At 45.6% G+C, this 23,398-nt stretch carries 18 protein-coding genes; 6 read left to right on the forward strand and 12 right to left on the reverse strand.

Going from position 1 to position 23,398, the window contains the following annotated elements; translation table 11 throughout:
- Positions 1 to 549 precede the first annotated feature (549 nt).
- From C9J01_RS10405 to C9J01_RS10420, 4 genes are all read right to left on the reverse strand, one after another.
- The gene (locus C9J01_RS10405) at positions 550 to 2,085 is read right to left on the reverse strand and encodes an efflux transporter outer membrane subunit (RefSeq protein ID WP_107298082.1); all 1,536 of its coding nucleotides are present in this window, start codon (positions 2,083 to 2,085) and stop codon (positions 550 to 552) included.
- The gene (locus C9J01_RS10410) at positions 2,078 to 5,209 is read right to left on the reverse strand and encodes an efflux RND transporter permease subunit (protein ID WP_107298083.1); all 3,132 of its coding nucleotides are present in this window, start codon (positions 5,207 to 5,209) and stop codon (positions 2,078 to 2,080) included. Before C9J01_RS10410 ends, C9J01_RS10405 begins: the two co-directional genes overlap by 8 nt.
- A 13-nt stretch (positions 5,210 to 5,222) precedes the next feature.
- A complete protein-coding gene (locus tag C9J01_RS10415; RefSeq protein WP_107298084.1) occupies positions 5,223 to 6,401 on the reverse strand; it encodes an efflux RND transporter periplasmic adaptor subunit in 1,179 nt (392 codons plus the stop codon).
- Positions 6,402 to 6,505: 104 nt separating this feature from the next.
- Complete coding sequence (locus C9J01_RS10420; protein ID WP_107298085.1) at positions 6,506 to 7,393, reverse strand: LysR family transcriptional regulator; 888 nt, start codon at positions 7,391 to 7,393, stop codon at positions 6,506 to 6,508.
- Between the two features lie 408 nt (positions 7,394 to 7,801).
- Between C9J01_RS10420 and C9J01_RS10425 the strand changes: the two genes are divergently transcribed.
- Positions 7,802 to 9,319: a tetratricopeptide repeat protein gene (locus tag C9J01_RS10425; RefSeq protein WP_107298086.1), complete on the forward strand. Its 1,518-nt coding sequence runs from the start codon at positions 7,802 to 7,804 to the stop codon at positions 9,317 to 9,319.
- A 76-nt stretch (positions 9,320 to 9,395) separates the two neighbouring features.
- Here C9J01_RS10425 and C9J01_RS10430 read toward each other — a convergent pair whose 3' ends face one another.
- From C9J01_RS10430 to C9J01_RS10460, 7 genes are all read right to left on the reverse strand, one after another.
- Entirely contained in the window at positions 9,396 to 9,956 is a 561-nt protein-coding gene (locus C9J01_RS10430) for a hypothetical protein (RefSeq protein ID WP_107298087.1), read from the reverse strand.
- A 193-nt stretch (positions 9,957 to 10,149) separates the two neighbouring features.
- Entirely contained in the window at positions 10,150 to 10,866 is a 717-nt protein-coding gene (locus tag C9J01_RS10435; protein WP_107298088.1) for a DUF3581 domain-containing protein, read from the reverse strand.
- A gap of 670 nt (positions 10,867 to 11,536) precedes the next feature.
- On the reverse strand, positions 11,537 to 13,306 hold the full coding sequence (locus C9J01_RS10440) for a bifunctional molybdopterin-guanine dinucleotide biosynthesis adaptor protein MobB/molybdopterin molybdotransferase MoeA (protein ID WP_107298089.1): 1,770 nt from the start codon (positions 13,304 to 13,306) through the stop codon (positions 11,537 to 11,539).
- Positions 13,303 to 13,887, reverse strand: coding sequence for a molybdenum cofactor guanylyltransferase MobA (mobA, locus tag C9J01_RS10445; RefSeq protein WP_107298090.1), 585 nt, complete (start codon positions 13,885 to 13,887; stop codon positions 13,303 to 13,305). The genes C9J01_RS10440 and mobA overlap by 4 nt, the downstream gene beginning before the upstream one ends.
- The gene (locus C9J01_RS10450) at positions 13,871 to 14,578 is read right to left on the reverse strand and encodes an energy-coupling factor ABC transporter ATP-binding protein (protein ID WP_107298091.1); all 708 of its coding nucleotides are present in this window, start codon (positions 14,576 to 14,578) and stop codon (positions 13,871 to 13,873) included. The genes mobA and C9J01_RS10450 overlap by 17 nt, the downstream gene beginning before the upstream one ends.
- Before the next feature lie 13 nt (positions 14,579 to 14,591).
- Positions 14,592 to 15,293 (reverse strand): ABC transporter permease, encoded by a 702-nt coding sequence (locus C9J01_RS10455; protein WP_107298092.1) that lies wholly within the window; start codon positions 15,291 to 15,293, stop codon positions 14,592 to 14,594.
- On the reverse strand, positions 15,294 to 16,106 hold the full coding sequence (locus C9J01_RS10460) for an ABC transporter substrate-binding protein (protein WP_107298093.1): 813 nt from the start codon (positions 16,104 to 16,106) through the stop codon (positions 15,294 to 15,296). It lies immediately after the preceding gene.
- A 287-nt stretch (positions 16,107 to 16,393) separates the two neighbouring features.
- Between C9J01_RS10460 and C9J01_RS10465 the strand changes: the two genes are divergently transcribed.
- The 3 genes from C9J01_RS10465 to C9J01_RS10475 all read left to right on the forward strand — a co-directional run bounded on the left by C9J01_RS10465 (position 16,394) and on the right by C9J01_RS10475 (position 20,726).
- The gene (locus tag C9J01_RS10465; protein WP_107298094.1) at positions 16,394 to 17,884 is read left to right on the forward strand and encodes a sigma-54-dependent transcriptional regulator; all 1,491 of its coding nucleotides are present in this window, start codon (positions 16,394 to 16,396) and stop codon (positions 17,882 to 17,884) included.
- Between the two features lie 8 nt (positions 17,885 to 17,892).
- Positions 17,893 to 19,932, forward strand: coding sequence for a sensor histidine kinase (locus tag C9J01_RS10470; RefSeq protein ID WP_237156936.1), 2,040 nt, complete (start codon positions 17,893 to 17,895; stop codon positions 19,930 to 19,932).
- A 407-nt stretch (positions 19,933 to 20,339) separates the two neighbouring features.
- Positions 20,340 to 20,726 (forward strand): hypothetical protein, encoded by a 387-nt coding sequence (locus C9J01_RS10475; protein ID WP_107298096.1) that lies wholly within the window; start codon positions 20,340 to 20,342, stop codon positions 20,724 to 20,726.
- Between the two features lie 77 nt (positions 20,727 to 20,803).
- On the opposite strand, the gene C9J01_RS10480 is transcribed toward C9J01_RS10475, so the two are convergent.
- Positions 20,804 to 22,018 (reverse strand): transglycosylase SLT domain-containing protein, encoded by a 1,215-nt coding sequence (locus C9J01_RS10480; RefSeq protein WP_158264522.1) that lies wholly within the window; start codon positions 22,016 to 22,018, stop codon positions 20,804 to 20,806.
- Between the two features lie 287 nt (positions 22,019 to 22,305).
- On the opposite strand from C9J01_RS10480, the gene C9J01_RS10485 reads away from it, so the two are divergent.
- Entirely contained in the window at positions 22,306 to 22,821 is a 516-nt protein-coding gene (locus C9J01_RS10485; protein ID WP_107298098.1) for a lecithin retinol acyltransferase family protein, read from the forward strand.
- 161 nt (positions 22,822 to 22,982) lie between these two features.
- Entirely contained in the window at positions 22,983 to 23,264 is a 282-nt protein-coding gene (locus tag C9J01_RS10490; protein WP_107298099.1) for a polyhydroxyalkanoic acid system family protein, read from the forward strand.
- Positions 23,265 to 23,398: the final 134 nt, after the last annotated feature.

Raw genomic sequence — 23,398 nt, forward strand, 5'->3', positions numbered from 1 at the left:
TCTAAATGACGAGTGATTTAGAGGGGGAGTCGTTATATCTGCCTCCTTTAAGGAGGGCTTACTCGTCATTATGTCTTGGGATTTTCTGGTTGAAGTTTGTACTTATTGGCTGGCTTCTCAGCTAAGCCTGAGAGATCAGCTGTTACTTACGTTTTTGCTTGGTTTGAGATTTAACGCGCTTTGAAACAAGGTAGTGCATCGCCATAAGAGAATCGTAGTTCATAATATACCTCTATCATCAATCTGTAATAAAATTACCATTTAGTGACTTTATTGCTGCCACATGAAGAATAATAGTGTGATGTGGGTCACTTTTCAAGTGTTTGATAGCATGCGTGATTCGCCATGGTGTAATTTAATTACAAAAATTGAGGGTTCAACGATCAACAGGACAAATGATTGATAGAAAGCATTGTGTTGGTGATAATTGGGATAATCCTCTAGCGAAAATTCCCTTTTATCGGCCATCCTTTTGCTTAAGAGTGCAGAAGGATGGCAATTGTCTTGCCTCTAATCGCTCTGAGGCTTTTTTCACCGAAGCACTTAGGTCTATTGGCTATATTGTTGGTTGTACAGGGCATCAGTTGACGGTAATGAATCCGGCATCGGAACGTCTGTTTCTACCCAGCCTCCGCCCAGCACCTTGTACAAGGTGATTAAATTGAGCTCTTCGGAGAGCTTAGTATTGATCAGTTCTTGCTGGGCAGTATAAAACTCGCGTTGTGAATCGAGAACGGTGAAATAGTCATCAACACCTTCGTCGAAGCGGAGGTTTGATAAGCGGAAGCTTTCGCCTGTCGCATCGACCAACATTTGTTGGGCTGATACTTGATCTTTCAATGTTGCCTGGTTTGCAAGGGCATCAGCAACTTCCCTAAAAGCAGTTTGAATTGCCAGTTCGTATTGATTCAGGGCGATTTGTTGATCGGCGATTGATACATCTAACTGGCTGTCTAACTCACCCCAATTAAAAATCGGCAAAACGAGGTTAGGGGTGAATACCCAACTGCGACTATCCCCAGAGAAAAGATCATCAGCAGATGCACTCAGTAACCCTCCGGTTGCCGTCAGTGAAATTGTTGGGAAATAGGCAGCCCGGGCTGCGCCGATATTAGCATTGGCCGCGCGAAGCTGGTGTTCGGCGGACAGAATATCAGGCCGGCGGAGCAATACGTCCGAAGGCACCCCCACATGGACCGGCGCGAATCCGATATTATCGGAAAGCTGCGGGAGAAGGTGTATAGGTACCCGCGTACCGGTCAGTATGTTCAAGGCGTTGATATCGACATTGACCTGACTGGTAAACAGGGCAACATCCTTAAGTGCTGTGGCAACCGTCGTTTTGGCTTGTGATACATCTAGCCCGGTTGCTACACCGCTGTTGAAGCTCTTTTCAGTCAGGGCTAATGAATCTTGCTGAACCCGAAGCGTGTCTTCAGCTAAACGTAACAAACGCTGATCAGCGATGAGCGTCAGGTAGGCTTCAACCACACTGCTGATAAGGCTGAGCTGGGTGTTTTTCCTTGCCTCAATAGTCGACAGGTATTGTTCGAGTGCTTGCTGTTCTAGGCTTTGGATACGTCCCCAGAAGTCGATTTCATAGTTGCTCACACCCAGGTCAACACTGTATTGGCGGCTAATGGTAGAGTTACCGTTATTGACGTTTTCCGATAAGCGTTGGTTGGCTCCGGATACACCGAGATCAATATTGGGCAGCCGATTTGCACGCTGGATACCATATTGGGCTTCAGCACGTTGGATATTCAATATGGCTATCCGTACATCCCGGTTATTGCGAAGGGCTAGCTCAATGACTTGGGTCAGCTTGTCACTTTGGATAAACGCCCGCCAGTCCTCATAGGGAGAGACCCTGCTGATAGAGGGCTCCAGACTTGATGTTTGATTATTAGATACACCTGGTACATTGCTACCGGTATAAATCGAGAAGTTGTTGGCACTCTCATCTACCGGCCATGATGTATCAATAGGAGCGACAGGTTGTTGGTAGCTCGGAATAAAGTTAGTGCAACCCACCAAGCTTGTGGCGGCATAGATACAGAAGGCCAGCGACGTTATCTTAGTCATTCTTGGTCTCCTCTGCAGCAGATGGTTCTTTATCCGGGCCGTAGAACACACGGGTGACCACCACAAAGAACAATGGCACAAAGAATATACCGAGGAAGGTGGCGGTGATTACGCCGCCTACAACGCCCGTGCCTACTGCATTTTGTGCGCCTGACCCCGCACCGCTCGAGATTGCCAGTGGAACAACACCCATCCCGAACGCCAGTGACGTCATCAATATTGGACGTAAGCGTATTTTGGCAGCATGGATAGCAGCTTTGAACATATCCTCACCCGAGTCATGGTAAGACTTGGCGAACTCAACAATCATAATGGCATTTTTCGAGCCAAGCCCAATCGTTGTTAATAACCCGACCTGGAAATAGACGTCATTATCGAGCCCAAAAATCAAGGTTGCAGTCACAGCGCCCAATATGGCTAACGGTATGATAAGGATGACCGAGAAGGGCACAGCCCAACTCTCATACAGTGCGGCAAGGCACAAGAATACGATGAGTATCGACAAGGCATAGAGCAGAGGTGCCTGACCACTGGATATTCGTTCCTGATAGGACATACCCGTCCACTCAAGCCCAACACCTTTGGGTAACTGGCTGACTATTTGCTCCATTTCCAACATGGCTTCACCGGTACTGACACCCGGCGCGGGTTCGCCCAGTATTTCCATTGCCGAGGTACCGTTATAGCGCTCTAGGCGTGGGGAACCATAAGTCCATTCGCCCTCGCTGAATACGCGCATTGCCACCATTTCACCGGACTGATTACGGACTTTCCATTCCATAATATCTGCCGGGTTCATGCGATAAGGCATATCGGCTTGGACATAAACCTGTTTGATACGGCCCCGATCGACGAAGTCATTGACATAGTTACTGCCCAGCGCTGTCCCTAATGTGCTGTTGATATCATTGATAGAAACACCGAGCGCACGTGCTTTTAATTGATCGATTTGAATATGGTACTGTGGCGTGTCGTCTAGCCCATTGGGTCGGACTTGGATGAGGTTAGGGTTCTGTGCCGCCATACCCAGTAATTGGTTTCTTGCTTCAGTCATTTTCTCATGACCAAGTCCTGCTCGGTCTTGGAGGAACATGTCGAAACCGGTGGCATTACCTAATTCCATAATGGCGGGCGGAGCGAAAGCAAAGATCAACGCTTGGGGAATTTCGGTGAAGGCCATCATTGCCCGCCTGACAATGGCACCCACTTTATCCTCATCAGCTGAGCGCTCATCCCAATCATTGAGGGCGATAAACATCATCCCGGTATTGGCACCAGAACCCGCAAAGCTGAACCCTGAGACAGAGAAAACAGATTTGACGTTTTTCTCTTCAGCGACCAAAAAGTGATCTTCCACTTTATCGAGGATTGCTAAGGTTTGTTCCTGTGTTGAGCCACTTGGCAGTTGCACCATACTCATCATGATGCCCTGATCTTCATCGGGAAGAAATCCGCTCGGTAGACGCAAGAACAGCAGTGCCATGACCGCACCAATACCTAAATAGACCAATAAAAAGCGGACACTTCTATGGGTTATGATGGTTACCGCAGAGGTGTATTTTTCAGTCGCTTTATTAAAGTTACGGTTGAACCAGCCAGCAAAGCCCGTCGTTTTGTGCCCATCTGTGGTTTTGAGCAGGCTGATACATAAAGTCGGTGTCAGGATGATGGCAACCATCACTGAAAGGGCAACGGCGGTAACGATAGTAATTGAAAATTGACGGTAGATTGCACCGGTAGAGCCCGCGAAAAAGGCCATAGGAATAAATACGGCACAAAGTACCATACCGATACCCACTAGGGCACTGGTGATTTCAGTCATGGATTTTTCAGTGGCTTCCCTTGGCTCAAGTCCTTCTTCCTCCATGATCCGCTCTACGTTTTCTACCACCACGATGGCATCATCAACCAACAGGCCGATAGCCAGTACGAGGGCAAACATCGTCAGGGTATTGATGGAATATCCCAGCGCGAGCAGTACGGCAAATGTACCGAGGACCACCACCGGTACAGCAATGGTAGGGATTAATGTTGCCCTGAAGCTTTGCAGGAACAACAGCATGACCAAGAATACCAAGAAGATGGCTTCGAGTAGGGTTTTAACCACTTCCTCTATCGAGATCTCGATAAACGGGGTTGTGTCATAGGGGTAGACAACTTTGATGCCTTCAGGAAAGAAGGGGGTCAACTCATCCAGTTTGGCCCGAACTGCATTGGCGGTTTCCAAAGCGTTCTTACCGGTTGCTAGGGCAATGGAGATCCCTGTTGCTGGCTGCTTGTTGTAATTAGAGACAGTTTGATAAGATGCCGCGCCTAATTGGACCCTAGCGACATCTTCCATTAACACCTGAGAGCCATCAGGGTTGACCTTGAGCAAAATTTTCTTGAATTGATCAACAGTTTGCAATCGCGATTGGGCGGTAATCGTGGCGTTTAGCTGTTGACCGGGTACGGCTGGCGCTGCACCAAGTTGGCCAGCAGAGACCTGGGCATTCTGCTCCTGTATAGCCGCCACGATATCCGATGGCATCAAGTCATAGTTTTCCAGTTGGTATGGGTTAAGCCATATCCGCATGGCATATTCCGCCCCGAACAACTGGGTTTGCCCCACGCCATCCACCCGGCTCAGCGGGTCAAGCACATTACTGGAAATATAGTCTGAGATATCTTCATTGGTTAAGGATGGATCATCAGAGACAAAGCCAATCACCATCAGAATCGAATTACTGGCTTTCTCAACTTTAACCCCTTGGTTTTGCACCTCAAGAGGTAGTAATGGGGTTGCAACAGAGAGTTTGTTTTGCACCTGAACCTGGGCAATATCCGGGTCTGTACCTGCCGCAAAGGTTAGGGTCGTGGTGATATTACCGAAAGAGTCCGACGTTGAGGACATATAAAGCAGGTTATCAAGGCCGTTCATCTGTTGCTCGATGACCTGAGTCACTGAGTCTTCAGCGGTTTTCGCTGATGCACCAGGGTAGGTGGCAGAAATCTGAATTGCAGGTGGAGCAATAGTCGGGTATTGGGCAATAGGCAGCAGGATGATGGAAATGACCCCTGCCAACATCACCAAAATCGCAAGCACCCAAGCGAAAACAGGTCTTTGTATAAAGAAATGAGCCATGAACCCGTCCTATTTACTTCGAAGGATTGTTAGTCGTTTTAGTGCTAATTTCATGGGACTTGCTAACTGGTGCACCGGAGCGAACAAACTGCAAACCGTCGACAATGACTTTATCGCCAACACTTAGCCCCTTAGTGATGAGCCACTGGTTATTAACGAGTCGGTCGGTTTGAACGGTTTTCACTTCCACTTTGTTGTCTTGCCCAATGACACTTACCTGAGCCTCTCCTTTAGGGGTGCGGGTTAAGGCTTTGGCTGGAATCAAAATGGCTTTGTCGACCACCCCTCGTGGTAGGGAGGCCCTGACAAACATGCCAGGTAGCAGAATCTGCTGAGGGTTTGGAAAGGAAACCCGCAGGACAAAAGAACCGGTTGTTTCATCAATATTGATGTCAGAGAAAAGGATCGTGCCGGGTTGGTCATAAGTGGTGCCATCTTCGAGAGATAACTGGATGTCACTTAACTCAGCATCATTACGCTTGAAAGCGCCTTGGGCCAATTCACGCCTGTATTGCAACAACTCGGTACTAGAGGCGGTAAGATCGACATGCATAGGGTTATAAGTTTGTACTGTTACCAAAGGGGCAGATTGATTAGCCGTCACCAACGCCCCTGCAGTGACTGAAGAACGTCCAGCCCTGCCATCAATAGGGGCGTTGACCTTGGTATAGTTGAGATTGATTTTGGCATTTTCAACACTGGCCTTGGCACTGGCAACATCGGATTGTGCCTCTTGGTAGGTTGCAACAGCATCATCATAATCCTGCCGTGAAACTGCCTTTTCCCGGACGAGGCGACGGTATCTATCAGCACGATTTCTCGCAGTAGCCAGATTAGCTATGGCCTTGTTGAGATCTGAGCGGGCTTGATCGAGCGAGAGTTGAAATGGCGCTGGGTCGATTTGATAGAGGGGCTGACCTTTTGCCACCATGGTTCCTTCCTCAAACAATTGCTTGAGGATAATTCCACCCACTTGAGGGCGAACTTCAGCTTCATAGGAGGCTACCGTTCGGCCAGGCATTTCATCGCGGAGCTCGACCGAATTGGTTGCGACAGTGACATAACCAATGTCATATTGCGGCCCTTGCGGGGCGGTAGCTTGTTTGTCTTCACAGCCTTGAAGAAAGGTGATGCTTAACAGGACTAAAGACAAAGAGAACGGTTGTAACAGTTGCTGCTTAACACTGATCATTACGCCAACCTACCTTAAAGCTACAAACTAAAAGCGTGATTAAGCCTTGCTCTAATCATAAAGAGTAATGAATAGCTTATTCAGGTTTGCGACGGGACAGTGTCTTATCTTTGCGCAGGATTCTCTTTTAAGTACTGACAAAGAAGCTCAATAAACTGATTAGCCGTTGAAGATAAAGGGGAATGGTCGGCAAAAAGTAAACTGATAGTGACAGGGATATGCTCTGCTAATGAGATTACCCTGACTCTCTGTTGGTAGTTATTTGCTGTCCAAGGGTCAACAATCGTGACGCCCATGCCCTGAATGACTAACTCCGCAGCGGTAGAGTACGATCTTACTGATAGCTGAAAGTGGTAATCAGGGGTGTGTTTTAAGATGGCATGCTTAACGGCAAGCCCTAGAGGGTCACGCGCATCCAAGCCAACAACAGGGGCAACATTAAGAAGTTCAGGTATTGTTATTGAGTTTGAAGGCCAAGACTGATTGTTTGCTAGCAAGGCGGCCATTTCGGCCTTTTCTAACTCTTGGCTGGTTATCCTTGGAGGTGCTGTGTGACCAAAGCTAATCGCAAAATCGAGTTGGTTTTCCAATAATGCATCACAGAGCTCATTCTGATTTCCTGTCGAGATTTCAGCTGACACTGGCGATACTTGACACAACTTAGCTAATACCGGGGGAATGAGACTGGTTGAAAGAATTGGTGGAGCACCGATACGAAGATGGGAGTGCCCTTTCTGCAGTTTACTAGTAAGGGATTGCAGGTTACCTACTTGACGATAGAGCTTTTCAGCCTCAGGCAATATGACTTCGGCTTGTTTTGAAGGGATAAGTCGACCTTTGTTACGATGGAACAGAGGAAAGCCAAGCTGCAGTTCTGTATGAGCGAGCACTCGAGTCACGTTTGGTTGTGAAACGTGCAGTAATTTGGCTGCTCCTGACACACTGCCGCTCTTCATTACAGCGTAAAATATTTCAATTTGACGTAAGTTCAAAATCCAGCCTCATCTATCCCTAAAGTGGCGTGTCACATAAATCATTTCATCCAAAATAACATATATCTCAGTGAGTTGAATCATTATCTAATTAAACCAACAATGTATTTTCATGAATGATGTGAAGGGAAATGGATTGGGGTAGTCAAAGTAGTGACAATAAATTGTCGAAAGTTGATGGTAGTGTCATTTTATTGTCCTGTTGTGGTGCTAAGTTATTAATATTAAAATTAATAGGTGGTTTTCTATTAATTATATATTTGTCATTTTTTGCCATATCAAAATGATTGGCTATATTGATTATATATTTACTTGTCAGGTAACAGTCTTTTTATAATGATCCCATTGTCGCAATTGTCAGCGTTAATTTGCTGCGAAAATAGAGAGCGTGCTTTTCAAGTAAAGCAAATGTTTGTTAAAGCAGGCATTGTTAATGTGGATGTTATTGATTTTAATCAGCTTAAAATCAACCGTAACATTCATGATGTCTATTTCATCGACTATGAATATCAATATCAGAAAAAGGTCTCTGACTACATTGTTGAAAAAAGAAACTGTTCATTCTTTAAGCGCTATCCACTTTTTTTACTGGCGTTAACAGAGTTAGCAAATGAGTTTGATTGCAACAGTGCCCGTTCTCTCGATGCTGACCATGTTGTTACTGGACTATTGAGTTATGAGCACTTTAATACATTGCTCAACCGGTTATTAAAACACAAAGCGTTTTATGAAAATGTTTTTCAAAGTGCTGGACATAACTTAGATAAATTCACGACAAGTGTTAGCCAATACAAAAACAAGATTAAAAACCCTCAATTGCTTAATCTTTCACTGCTATCACTCTATAAGCAGCAGATGAATAATGATTTTCTCAACTTATATCAACAGCATGATAGGGCGTTGATAGAGCCAAGCAACATTATTCACTTTACTGATTGTTGCCCAGAACCAAAGAAAAGTATTTCGGCTTTGCAATGGTTATTAAAGAAGGATGAACTGCCTTTTATCGTGCACACCCGTTTGGCGGAAGAATACCAAAAGCTCAATAATATCGAGGCTATTTTCCAGCATAGGTACATAGCGTTTGATACCAATCCGGCCAGCCAACAGGCTTTTATTGAGCTAGTAAGATGTTTGGTTGATCAAGGAAAAGTCGAGTCACTATCATCGGTTTTGACCAAACGGCTTAAATATATGCCGTGTAAACTTGAAGACTATTGCCAACTGGCCATTGAGCTTTCAGAAGCCTTTCTTTTTTCAAGCATACAAGTGAGTAAAGCCCAATATAGAACATTGTTTGAACCTGTTTTGAGGAGCCTGTTCAAGCGTTTACCTGCAGATAAACGTGAAGAACTTGCTGCTTTAGTTAACATGCTCAAAACGCTTCATATCAAAAAGGCGGGGAAGGGACTGAAGGCTAGGGCGATGGCGTTAGACACCTATCACAATGATGTCATGCGTAAGCGAAAATGTTGTTTGCATTTGAGCCTTGTTTCACTGAGAGTTTTGGCAACTTTCGGTGAAATGAAGTCATGTATTTCCCTTGTTAACAAGCTGAATGCGCTAGAGTCTCAACAGCAAAATTCTGATTTATACAGGTGGGCATCGAAACCTTATCGTAAACTGCAAAAGGTTTATATCTGGCTTAAAAAGTTACCTAAACTTGCCCCTCGTGAACAGCAAGCTCAAGTCATAACATTGGACGTAGTGGAAAAATATTATCCTTATTCTTTTGATATCAACTGCATGATCTTAGCAGCACTTCTTACGGTTGATGCATCAAGCAAACAGCAGGCCTTGCAAGTTATCCGAAGGCTAAAACGCAGTAACTATATCATCCGCCATCTCGATCTAGAAACAGAGATCATGCGCAGTAAAACATACATGGATGCCTTGCAAAATCATCCCGTCGCGCGGTCTGCTTAAATAGGTTTCTATTAATGTAAAGAAACCCGGCATTTTGAGCCGGGTTGAGTTTATTCGTTCAAAGGGCATTGCGAGACTATTTGTCAGCAACTGGCACCATAATATGAACATAAGGGGTATCTTTCCACATTACATATGGCCCACCAGAAGAAGGGTCGTCGGTAATACCCTCCAGCATCGCCTTTGGTACAATAATCATTAAATGTGGACCGGTTTCGGTGTAATCATCAGCATTTTTAGGATCAGGGTGATAAGGATCTGAGTTACTGACACCTGCGCCCCTGTCACCTTGCAGCATGTAGGAAATACCAATTTTTGTTGCGGTAAAATCTTTCTTGTTGATCATTGCTGTTAGCATTTCCATCCATACCGCATCATTACACATAGGCATGCCGTCATCCGGGAAGGTATCAGGCATACATGTCCAGCCATTAGAACCTTCAACAACGACTTTGCCATCGACGACAATGGTGGCTTCATCACTGATTGAAGCTGGAGCGGCAGATTTGGCCCTACCGATTTTTTCTGTCATCAAATCTTCAGACATCTTGCTGTCTTCAGCCATTGTCGGAATGGCAACTAAACTGGTTGACAGAATTGCTGATACACACAGAGCTGATTTTAGAAGATTAACCATGATTATTTCTCCACCTAGTCTGAAATCATCATCATGGAATGAGTTGTCACACTTTTATGACAACATAAAGTATAGGGTCTTATGGGCAATCAATCGGTGAACATGCTGGTGGCTGACAGGCAAGAGGTAATAAAAAAGCCGTCGTAAAGACGGCTTTTATAAATAAATCATTGAGTTGCTGACAACTCATTAATCACGCAGCAATGGCAGAGAATTCAGCCTTACGTGCATTGAAGCGCTCAACTAAATCATCGATTGCGGCTTGATCGTAGGGTTTCAAGCCACTCATCAACATGCGCTTACGACCGGTACCGACCACTTCACCATTTTCTTTGAAGTGGAAATTCAGTGTAACGCTACCACGTTTACCTTCTACTTCAATTTCAGACTCAGCTAATTCTACAGTAGGGCAGGTCAGATCTAATCGGTCAAAGCTGATTTCCATGCTCTCATAGATCACCAATGGGCGCGCTGTGTTGATCATGATGTCTTTAGATTTCATTAAAGGCACCATGATGTGTGGGAAGTTCATGCCCGAGAACTGTACATAGCTCTTGGTAACTTGCTCGATAAGTGCTTTGTCTGTGGTGATATCACCTTCACGAGTAACGTGCAGATACTCTTTATCGGCGTCATCGACAATAGCGAAATCATTGAAGCAACTATGCTTTGCTTTCAAGCCGATGCCATCGTTGATCATGCCTGCAAATTCAAAGCGCATCTTTTTACTGATGCCCGCGCGGGAAAGAACAACAGAAAACAGAAGATCCCCAGGAACGCAGAAACGTTTGTTATCTTCATCGTGAATGGGATTGAAGTCGCCAGCGACTTTTTTTGCAAAGTGACTCGCTTGCTCACGGGTAAAGCTGAATACACCATTCTCTTCTAAGTAATATGAATCTAGAAACATGCCTAACGTACTGATAGTGGGTTAATTAAACTGTCATCTATTCTACCTGATATCTTCATTATAAATGGTCCAGCCAGTGTAGCTGGCGAGGGATGAAAAGAAATCAGATGAAAGTGACACAAAACACTGTATAGAGATTAGTCGAATATTATACCAAATCACTATAGTTGATTACATTTGTCACACTTATGAAAGCAAGTATAGCGTGCGAAAATTTTTTTAGTGCAACTCAATACATAATTTTGTACTATTGATGAAAACGACAAGGATGACAATAACATACAAATCCTAACGAATAATGATATAAAGTCGTTTATTGCCTTTCTGATAAGCAATGGTTCAGTTTTGTCGCAGAGCCGGTGTGAAAGGAAGGAACAGACAGGTTGTCAATTATTGACGAACAATGGCTAGGGTTACTTTATCTGAGCAATTCCAAGATGCTGAGTACGGGCTATATGCCAAGAACTCAGCACAATAAACCATCTTCTAGACGTGTAGAAGCTCAGGAAAAATAAAGTAGCACGGAAGCTGCAAAAAATAAGCACTCAGTAAACGGTGGCTTAAACACCGTTTGCTGAGTGCTCATAATATTGCAGCGTACTCTCTCAGGTTGGTAGTCTCTGTAACTGTTCTCAACAGTGCAGAGACCAAACCACCATCATCTCTTTCTTTAGATCCGGTTTTCCAACGGGATCACGCGCACCTTCTCACCAATCTCTACCCCTGGTTGCTCAGGTAGGATTTCAATCAAACAGTTGGCTTCACTCATTGAGCGAAGGATGCCAGAGCCTTGCTTGCCAGCACTTCTTACTATTAGACGGCCGTTAGCATCAATACCAAATATCCCTCGGCTGTATTCAGTGCGGCCAGGGCGGGAGCGCAGTTTTTCTTCTGCAACAGCGGTAAAGAAAGGTGCTTGCCAATTAATCATACCTTGCAACTTGCGGATAGCGGGTTCTACAAACTGCATGAACGCAACCATAACGGCAACAGGGTTACCCGGAAGGCCAAAGAACGGCGTGGTATCAATATGACCGAAAGCGAGAGGGCGTCCCGGTCTCATATTGATACGCCAGAAATTAATTTGGCCTAGTTTATCCAATACGGTCTTGATGTAATCCGCATCACCAACTGAAACACCACCTGAAGATAAGATCAGATCGGCTTGCTGACTGGCAGTTGTTAGGGTGCTTTCCAGTGCCTGTTCACTATCTTCGATGATGCCAAGATCAATCACCTCACAGCCAACTTTTGTAAGCATGGCATGAAGGGTGTAACGGTTGGAGTCGTAGATACAGTTTGGCTTCTGCGCTTCGCCTGGATGTTGGACTTCATCACCGGTAGAAAAGATAGCGACTTTAACTTGCGGTCTTATCATCACCGAGTCCAGTCCCAGTGACGCAATCATACCCAGTTCAGGCGCAGTGATTTGAGTGCCTGCTTGAACCGCAGCTTGGCCAATAGCAAGGTCCTCACCGGCTTGGCGCACATTTTGTCCTGCTTTGATAGCGCCCATGGCCAAGTCAAAGGTGACGCTGTCACCAACTTGGCTAGCTTGCTCTCGCATTATAATCGTATCTGCATTATGCGGTACGGGAGCTCCTGTCATAATTCGGACGGCTTCACCGTGATTCAAAGGCTGGTCATAGCAATGGCCAGCCATCACTTGGGCAACGACCTGGTAGTTTTCTCGGCCTAGATCATCACTGCGAATGGCGTAACCATCCATCGCGGAATTGGTGTGTTGTGGCACATTGACGGGTGACAAAATATCACTTGCGACAATTTGTCCCAATGCTTGTTTTAATTCAACCGTTTCCTCGGCAGAAGGTGCGACAATCTGGCTCAGGATACGATCACGGCCTTCGGCAACAGACAGCATTCCTGATGGGTCAAGGTCACTACAGCTCAGTGATTGGCCAGAATGTTTGTTGGTAAAGTCAGCGACGAATGCAGTGAGTTTGTCGAGATCATTGATATCCAGTTTTGGTAGGTCAGTCTCAGCAGGTGTGTCTGACGCGACCGCAATGATGTTGCCATCTTCAGGAAACAGCCATGGCTTACCAATTTCTGCGCGATGAAGCTCAATTTTAGGGAAGCTCAGCTTTTTGAAACCTTCTACCAAGATCAGATCAAGCTCGTTGAGATTAAGTTGGGCAATGAGTTGGGGTAGAGTGGCTTCTTCTTCTGGCGTTTCGGTAACCATGGCACGGCGATAGCGAGAAGATATTAGCATTTGCGCTGCGCCTGCCTTGCGCAGGCGGTAGGAGTCTTTCCCTTCTTTATCGATATCGAAATTATGATGTGCGTGTTTGATTACCGCGACACGGATACCGTGTTCAACAAGTTTAGGCAGCATTGCCTCGAGTAGCGTTGTCTTGCCTGTTCCGCTCCATGCGGCAAAGCCCAGCATTGGCAGGGAAGATTGAATTGGGTTCATAGTGCTTGTCCGAATTGTTCTAGTTCTTCTGGCGTATTTAGATTGACGAAGGCATTTGGTCTATCACTGAAATCGACGGTGATCATATTACACTGGCGATAAAGCAGGATGATTTTACGATCGCCATTTTCCAAAAATTGCTCTAGTTTTGGCAAGATACGACGGTTTACCAGCGTGACAACCGGTTGGATATGTTCGCCATCGTGAGCGACAGCAATATCGGTATTGTTATCACAAGCTTTGCTCATTCTGTCGACGAGGTCTGCTGGTAGGGCGGGACAGTCGCAAGGAACAAAGCCCACCCATTCAGTGTCGAGGTGGTGGAGCGCGGCATGCATACCGCCAAGAGGCCCCGGGTAATTTTTGATGTGATCACCAAACACAGTACCATATTGACGGTATGTGTCTTGGTTCCGGTTGGCGTTGATAGTAATCGAAGAAGTTTGTGTGCGAAGGGTGTCAATGACATGTTCAATCATTGCTCGGCCTGCGAGCGTTACCAGTCCTTTGTCATTACCACCCATCCGGCTGGCTTGGCCGCCAGCCAAAATGACCCAGCTTGTATTATCCGGCGTAGGCATATTTATTATTGTCCTCGTCAACGAGCTGCAGATCAGCACGTTCAATGAGTTGGGAATCTGAAATCGTCCATTGGCGACGGCACAGTTCTGTTAGCGCATTCTTTTGGTGACTGGTGATTACAAGGCTAGTGCCTCGCGAGAGCAAGTCTTTGCACAACACAACCAGCCTGTCGGTTGATTCTTGATCAAGGCTGGCACTGGATTCATCCATCAATAGTACCGCAGGTTTAGTCACCCACGCGCGAGCCATTGCAACGCGTTGTCGCTCACCACCAGAAAGAACAGAGATGTGTTCATCGGCCAATGTTTCTAAGCCTACCATACGAAGGGCATTGATCGCCTCAGTACGTCGGTTGCGGCGATCTCGAACGATGAATTTAAGACCATAGCAGACATTATCGAGGACAGTTCCATCAAACATATAAGGGGTTTGATGCATATAAACAACGCCATTATTGGATTGGGCGCAGAATAAACGCCTCAGGATAGACGGTTTGTTTATATTGATAGAACCTGTTGATGGGCGCTGCAAACCACTGAGGACCTTTAATAAGGTGGTTTTCCCCACTCCGTTGTCGCCACTGAGGTAGACGGCATCCCTTGGCCCAAGCACAAGATTAGGAATATGGAATAAGAGCCGGTCTTTGAATCTAACCGATAGGTCTGTGGCCTCGATAGAGAGTTGTGTCATCAAATTCTCCGGCTTAGTTAGTGCGAAGGTGGGCTTTGCCACGCGCAACAGATAGGAAAAAGTTTAGTCCTAATGCCAAAATCAGCAGCACCATTCCTAAGGCAACACCTTGTGCAAAGGCTCCTTTGGAGCTTTCCAATGCGATTGCAGTTGGAATATTCCGTGTTGAGTTGAGGATATTACCACCAACCATCATGGAACAGCCAACTTCAGTGATCACTCGGCTAAATGCTGCAATGATAGCAGCCAGTAGTGGAAAGCGGCTTTCCCACATCAGGCTCATAAAGGCCCTGGGCAGGCTTGCACCCAGTGTTAATGAGGTCTCCCAGGCTCGCTTGTCACTGTTCTGAAATGCGGCGTGCATCATGGATACCAGAATCGGTAAGCAGATAAGCATTTGCCCCAAAATCATTGCCTGCTGGGTAAACAGCATTTTCCAGTCACCCAAAGGCCCAGCTCGAGACAGAAGCATGTAGAGCAACAGGCCGATGACCACCGTTGGGATTGATTGGCAGGTGTTGAATAAGGACAAAATCAGCCAGCGCCCTGGAAAACGGCCATAGGCGAGGGCGAAGCTGATCAGCAGTGCTGGCAATAGCACAATGCCTATTGCCAGCAGTGAAACCGAAAATGAAACACCAACGATCCCCCACAGGGCGGTATCACCGCTAAGCAGCAGTTGGATCGCTTGGTGAGTGGTTTGCCAAATATCCATTTACTGCGCAATAGCATCCGCGACGAATAGCTGCTCACCGTGTCGCTTGTAATCGTTAATCATGGTTTGCGCTTTCGGGTTTACCAACCAGTCACTGAAAGATTTGGCACCTTGGTAGTTAATGTCTGGGTAACGGCTTGGGTTTACTAGGATCACCTGATATGGGTTGAACAGGCGAGAGTCACCCTGCAGGACAATTTTAAGATCAAGCTTGTTCTGGTAGGCCAGCCAAGTACCTCGGTCAGTCATGGTGTAAGCTTGAAGCTCAGAAGCCATGTTCAATGTCGGGCCCATACCTTGGCCAACTGCTTTATAGCCACCGAAGTTTGGTTCCATTTTTGTCTGGGCCCAAAGGTTCAGCTCTTTCTTATGGGTACCTGAATCATCACCACGGGAGACAAAGGTTTCATTCTCATCAGCAATGGTTTTTAGCGCAGTGGTGACATCTTTGATTTCGCTGATATGGGCAGGGTCAGATTTAGGGCCCACAATGACAAAGTCGTTGTACATCAATTTACGTGGCAGTACCCCAAAGCCTTTTTCAACAAAAGTCGCTTCTGCTTTTGGTGCGTGGGTCATCACTAAGTCAACGTCACCGTTTTCACCCATCCGCAAAGACTTACCCGTACCTGCTGCAAGCACTTCAACTGTGTAACCTGTGTCTTTTTTAAACTCAGGTAGTAGGTAATTCAATAGGCCAGAGTGATATGTACTGGTAGTTGTTGCCAATCGCACCGTCATATTCTCTGCAGCTTGAATTGCTGCTGAAGAAGCAAGGGCCAAAACAATAAGAGTGGTTTTCAATAGTTTCATAGGTCTTCCTGACTGAACGTCATTTTGTCATTTATTTACGCAAGTGAATCGAAGCTCTCTTAATAGAGATATTCTTCATCGCTATGAGCGAGTCAATAAGCAAATCAAATGCCAACTTGAACATGTTGCGTATGATACCTCTAGGTGCGTGTATAAGATAATGATTTAAAACAAAATATTTATCAGTCTTCACATTATTTGAAAAACATTTTGAAACATCTTTGACAGAGATAATGAGAGTGAGACAAAATGTCCCACCACTATAACCATAATGTATTTAAGTTTATATGTCTGAAAATACGTCAGTATCATGGTCTGCGGTCTCGATTTTGGTCGTCGATGATGAACCGGGAATGCGTGCCATTCTAAAAAAAGCCTTGAGCAAACAGTATGCACAAGTTGATGTTGCTGGAAGCATTGAGGAAGCAGAAGAACTCCGTAAACGCTGCCATTTTGACCTGTTGATTGTTGATATCAACTTACCGGGGCGTTCAGGCATAGAGTGGCATGAGGCTTTTGACCCGCAAACACGCCGCAGCGATGTCATCTTCATGACAGGTTATGCCGACTTAGAAACAGCAATTAAGGCACTGCGCGCAGGTGCTTCAGACTTTATTCTCAAACCTTTCAATCTTGATCAAATGATGCAATCGGTACAGCGCTGTATTGAACGTCGTTTGATGGAAAGACAAAACTTTGCCCTGCAACGCGATGTCGAGCGCAGCTATCCGGTTGATATCATTGGTGACGCACAAAGTACGCTATCAATGAAAAAGCTCATCGCCCAAATAGCCCCTTCACAAGCAGCCGTTCTGGTAGAGGGTGAGTCGGGCACGGGTAAAGAACTTGTTGCTCGTGCACTTCATCAACTGAGCCAGCGAAGTGGCCCGTTTGTCCCGTTAAACTGTGGTGCCATTGCGCCTGATTTGCTTGAAAGTGAACTGTTTGGCCATGTCTCAGGGGCTTTCACCGGTGCGAAAAAGGGTCGTGAGGGTCTTTTCCGTGTGGCTAACAACGGTACATTGTTCTTGGATGAAATTGGTGAAATGCCATTGTCTATGCAGTCATCCTTACTGCGTGCCTTAGAACAAAAAGCCATTCGCCCAGTGGGTGCTGAACGTGAAGTGCAGGTCGATGTGCGAATTGTAGCGGCAACTAACCGTAACCTTAAAGAAGAGGTTGCCGAAGGGCGCTTCCGCCGTGATTTGTATTACCGCCTTAATGTACTCACCATCGAGCTCCCTTCGTTGCGTGATCGCCTTGATGATATTCCTGCGCTGGCGCATCACTTTACCCAGCAACTTGCCAAAGATTTAGGCTCCAAACCGGTCAGTTGGACTCATGAAGATATTGCTGCCATGCAGGCTTATGATTGGCCGGGGAACATCCGTGAGTTACGCAACATGATGGAGCGTTGTTTGCTGCTGGGCAAACCACCTGCTGATTATTGGCGTGAATTGGCGGGCGATGCTCCTTTGAATGCCAATCCCGAAAGTGACACTGTCACTAATGTGGTTGAAGCTTCTGAGAACCAAATCTTGACGGCTGAAGGTGGATTTCCCCAGCCATGCCGTTGCCAGAGCGAAGATGACACCACATTCTGCTATCCAAGTGATTGGACACTCAAGGAAGTTGAAAAAGCACACATCATGCAAGTGGTCGATTCCCATGAAGGGAATAAGTCGGCGGCGGCAAGGCAGTTGGGTGTAGCGCGTAAAACGTTAGAGCGTAAATTCAAGGAATGGGCTGACGAAGTCCTAACGGCAACAGAAGAATAAGGCCAGTTATGAAGCAGTGCATTGCGATTTGGGTTCGGCGTTTTCGGACTATGGTGCGTTATCGGCTACTCTTGCTGACCTCTGTACCAATTTTTATTACGTTGCTGGCACTGATTGCCCTGACGATGTACTGGACGGTGATTTATACCTGGCAGAATGCTTTGATGAATGTGCGGGCTGATTTGGCCGTGGCTCATCACAGCATGGAGCTGTTGCAAAAAGAGCAGAGGATGCGTTTGGGCTCTTTGACAGAGTCTTATCAATTTCAAACCTTGCTAAAAGAAGATCAAAGTCAACTGATCGATTGGGTCAAACAACAGGCGGGCCAGTACGATTTGGATTTTGTCGTTATCCATCCGGCCTCTGCGTTGGGTGAGTTTCCTAAGGCCAACCGTCATCTACTACAAGAAGGTCAGGAGCAGACATTTTTTCAGCGCTTAGCTTCCTATGAGCTAGATGCACTTCATCCTGATCTTCCCGCACGAGCACAGATCCCGCTGTTAAGTGAAAGCACCTTGGTATCAGACGGGCTGATCAGCCGAAGTTTAATACCGATTTTCAATCAGCAGGGTGACTTGCAATGGATAGTCGACGGCGGAATATTGCTAAACAACAGTACCCAACTTGTCGATCGTATCCGTGACTTGGTGTACGCGTCGGATACTTTGCCAGAAGGGAGTATCGGTACAGTCACTTTGTTTATGAGTGATATTCGTGTCAGTACAAATGTGCCATTGGATAGTGCCCAACTTAATGGTCGGGCTGTAGGCACGCGTGTTTCTGATGATGTGAAAGAGTCGGTGTTAGAGCGGGGGGAGATGTGGGTCGATCGTGCATTTGTCTATGATGATTGGTATGTCTCAGCCTATGAGCCACTGAAAGACTATAACGGCAATATTATTGGAATGCTTTATACCGGGTATCTCGAATGGCCGATGATAAAAATCTACCTGACCAATATTGTAGAGCTTGGTATCGGCATTGTTTTAGTGCTGTTGATTTCCGGGTTGATTGTCTATCGCGGCGCCAGAGATTTGTTCAGGCCGATTGAGAAAATGCACCAAGTCGTTTCAGCCATCCAGCTAGGGCTTGATCGCCGAATTGGCTGTTTGGATCTAACGCGGGGCCATGAGCTACAAATCCTTGGTAAGCAGTTTGATACCATGCTCGACCAGTTAAATCAGCGCAATGAAGTGATTAAACAGGCCTCCTTGCAGCTTGAAGATAAAGTACAAAGGCGTACTCAAAGCCTTAGGGAGAAGACCGAGGAACTTGAACAGCACATTAAATTGTTAAACCAGGCCCGTAGTAAGTTGGTCAGTAATGAAAAGTTGGCTGCACTGGGTGAGTTGACGGCAGGCATTGCCCATGAAATTAACAATCCTACAGCGGTTATTTTGGGTAATGTCGAATTGATGCAGTTTGAACTGGGTGATGAAACTGAACGGGTTCGTGAAGAGCTGGAAGCGATTCATGAGCAGATTGACCGTATCCGCAATATTACCCGAAGCCTGTTGCAGTATAGTCGTCAAGGCGGTGTCCAAGATGAAGTGACTTGGCAGCATTTGAATCCAATTGTTGAGGAAAGCCTGACCTTGGTGAGAAGTGGTACCAAGAAATTTGATGTCGAAATCAAAACAGAGCTTAACGCGCGGTGCAGTGTCGAAGTCAATCGTCACCAATTACTTCAGGTATTGGTTAACCTGCAAATGAACGGCATTCACGCAATGGATGACAAAGGCACCTTGTTGGTCAATACAGAAGACTGGCTGGATGAGGGTGGTAGGCCCCTTGGTGCAGTGGTAAAGATTACCGACCATGGCTGTGGTATAAGCGAAGACAACATAGAGCGGATATTTAATCCTTTCTATACCACAAGGAGAAGTGGTACGGGTTTAGGGTTGTCGGTAAGCCAAGGTATTGTCAGTGGGATAGGCGGCGATATCGAAGTTGAGTCGGAACTAGGCAAAGGTTCGGTGTTTACTGTGTATCTTCCAGAAAAAGCCAACAGTGAAAACAAGATGATTGTGGACTTAGAGACCATTTAAAGGCTAAAGATGCAAAAAGGGCATGTTTTAACATGCCCTTTTTACTTTAATGAACGCTTTAATAGTAAAAGTTTCATCGCTACTTACCGTTAGGTGATTACATGAGTACGAGGCCAACAACCATGAATGCCAAGCTAGTGAATACCGTACGAGTGATGATGCCTGTGTGAGTTGGATTGATCATTTCTTGGTGCTGCATATATTACCCTTTTATGACAATTGGAAGATCTTTGTGTTTTTCTTTTCACTTTTTCATCATAGATCAAATTTCTTATATTTGAAGCATTAATTGAAAGAATTGTGCACACTGTCAATTTGTATGACGTATGCCGGAAGTGCATAAAAATTTCGGGTATTATTTTTTGAGTGTCTATACTTGCAGAAAAGGCCAAGTTACGGATGACGCTATGAAAATTGCAGTATTATCATTAGGAGCCTTGCTTCAGTTTTTTGCTCTTTATATCGCTTTTTACTCGGATCTCTACGGGAGCATCTATTTAGCAACATTAATCTCGGTTGTGGCAATGGCATGTGTTTTGGTGGTTCGACATTTAGTTGCTCCAGTGTGCCTGATGGCGGGGATATTGATTGGCCTGTCGCTGTCACATAATGAGTCGGACTTGAAAACACTGAATGTGCTTGAAGGACAGGTTTTGGCTTGGCTTGAGCCTGAGGGGCAGATCCCACCTCAGTACAACGAAACAGAAACTGAAATCACTCACTTAAACATTTCACCTATTGAAGCCACCACGCTCGCGAAGGAAGAAACCTTGGCAGCTGTCAATTCGAACTGAATAGTTTAGAAAAGCCGCAAGCGTAGTAATTTTGCTTGCGGCTTTTTTCATTTGTTAATTATGTCAGAAGCTAAAGGCTAGTCATTACTGGTTAGATGAGGGATCAATAACTTTTGACCCGCAAAAATGGTGGCGTCGCTGAGGTTATTAACCTGCTTGATGATATCCACCGAAATGTTGTTGATGTAAGCCAGTTGGTTCAGTGAGTCGCCTGCTTGGATATCATAAACTTCATAGTTTTGTTTGGCGTAAGTGCGAGCATTCTTATGCTCGAAGAATTGGGTTTTGTTCTTCATCGGCATCAAGATTTTATTGTCTTTATTTTTGCGGGTATAGCCCGCGGTATAGCCGGGGTTGAAATGGTATAGCTCTTTACTCGACAAACCTGAATAGGCTGCCACAGTCCCTAATTTGACCCTTCGACTTATGGTTATCTCTTCTAATACCGGTTCAGCCTTGATTGAGTGAAGCGGGATGTCGTAGCGATAACCGTGGTGCTTAACCAAATCCGCCATGGCAAGGAGTTTAGGAACGTAGTGGCGGGTTTCCTTGGGAAGTTTGAGGGACCAGAAGTCAGTCGACTTGCCTTGTTTTTTGTTTTGCTTAATGGCCGTCCTAACCCTGCCACCTCCAGTGTTATAGGCTGCAATGGCATGCAACCAGTTACCATCAAATTTATCATAGAGGTATTCCAGTAGATCAAGGGCTGCATCTGTTGAATAAACAATATCGCGACGCCCATCATAGCCTTTGATAATTTCTAACCCGAATGTCTTACCCGTAGGCTCTGTAAATTGCCAAAGGCCTGCGGCTCCTTTGTGGGAGTAAGCGAATTGGTCAAAACTACTTTCGACGAAAGGTAATAGTACCAACTCAATAGGCAAATCACGGGCATTGACCTGCTGGTAAATGTAATAAAGGAAAGGCTCTGCCCGGGCTGTGACTTTTTCTACATGGTAAGGGTTGTTGACATACCATCTTTTGTAATAGCGGATTGTACGATTGTTAGGGACCTTCATGTCGAGTTCGCTGGCCAGTAAGTCCCATAGATCAGGCTCTTGATCTTCTGCTTGTTCCGAAGTGTCGCTAGCGGCGATATTTGGATGAAAATCAGCAGGGCTTGAAGTTGGCGCGTTAATATCAGGAGTCTGGTCTAAGTTGTGATGGTTTGAGCCTGTAGCAATATAGCTGCCTGCAAACAAACGTTTATCAACTTCACATTGATGATCAGCATCTTCTGGTAATGATTGAACAGAAGCGGTTTGCGCGCTTAAGTCTCCTTGATTAACCATTGGGATTGATTGACATCCAATTGTGAAACTTATGAACAAAAACAAAAATATACTTCTTATGATCATAATAAATCATCGCCAGTCAAAAATTTATTGTGATATATGTCATTATTTTGACGTCTTGCTTTATGTTAGCAGTGTTCGGGTAGATTGGAAGTTAGAGACCAAGGTAAAGCGCATGATAGCCCGATAATATGGGTTCTTATCCGAAATGAGACAAATTTCACATTATTGCGCAGTAACGGCTAGGCTTTACGATACTGATAGCGACTTGGATAGACGTATTTATGCAAAGCACAAATTTTCCGGCCGGTACGGTATTGAGAATACGTTGTAGTACTTATTGGCACTACGGTATCGCAGACGGGAGAGGTTATGTCATTCATAACTCAAAGAAATGGCGTCGGGTTGAAAGGGAGAGTGAGCTGGAGTTTTCTGAAGGGCGCCGGATAGAGGTCAGTGATATTAGTGGGCCGTATCCACGGGCTGCAGTGCGTTACGCAAAATCCAAGCTGGGGCGGACCTATAACTTATTTAGCCAAAACTGTGAGCAATTTGTCCGCGAGGCACATGGCCTGCAGATTGAATGCACCCAGTTCCAGCGTTTGGTGGTGGCTGCAGCTGGGGGGTATATGACGCTCAGTGCTCCTTCGACAGTGATTAAAATGGCAGGGGTTGGCTTACTCTTGGGCGCTGTGCTAACTTCGTCTGAAAAGCAGCCGTACCAAAATGCTGTCAAAGGCGCCAAACTGGCAGTTGGGGCTAGCTTGATTTTGCCTACTTTGCTTCGTCGCTTGCTCTAGTTTCGGCTGTGATTGATGCAAATATGACAGGTGAGGCATATTCCTATCTGGTATCTGCAACAAATTTCAAAATGTTAGATCTGAACCACAGAAATTTTTGTAGTTAGGCCGTATGTTAACAAAAGGTGACTGAGTAAATACACTAATGCGCGAGAACTTCTGTGACGATTTTAATTGAACGCCATCATGACCGAGCTCATGATGACATTACTACGATGAGTGAAAAAATTGCAGGTCAACTTGAACAGGAGTATGGCCTTACTTGGTCCTGGCAAGACGATAAAATGCATATCAAACATTCTGCTGCAAAAGGTTATTTGCACGCTGAAGAAGGGAAGATTACGATTCAGCTCCAGCTTGTTGGCTTTGCTGCCGCCTTCTTTGCATCTACTATTGAAAGCCATATTACTGAACAACTCGACAAGCATCTCCTGGCGAGTTAAGTCAAAATAATTTTAATTATTTTTTAAAAGAGCTCGTGACGAGCTCTTTTTTTATCCCTCTGATTAGCAAGCTGTTTCCAAGCCTCTATTGTGACAATCCTCACAAACATATTCTCTCTCGCGATAAAGTGTTG

Source organism: Photobacterium rosenbergii, from assembly GCF_003026455.1.
In the GTDB taxonomy this organism is placed as follows: Bacteria; Pseudomonadota; Gammaproteobacteria; order Enterobacterales; family Vibrionaceae; genus Photobacterium; species Photobacterium rosenbergii.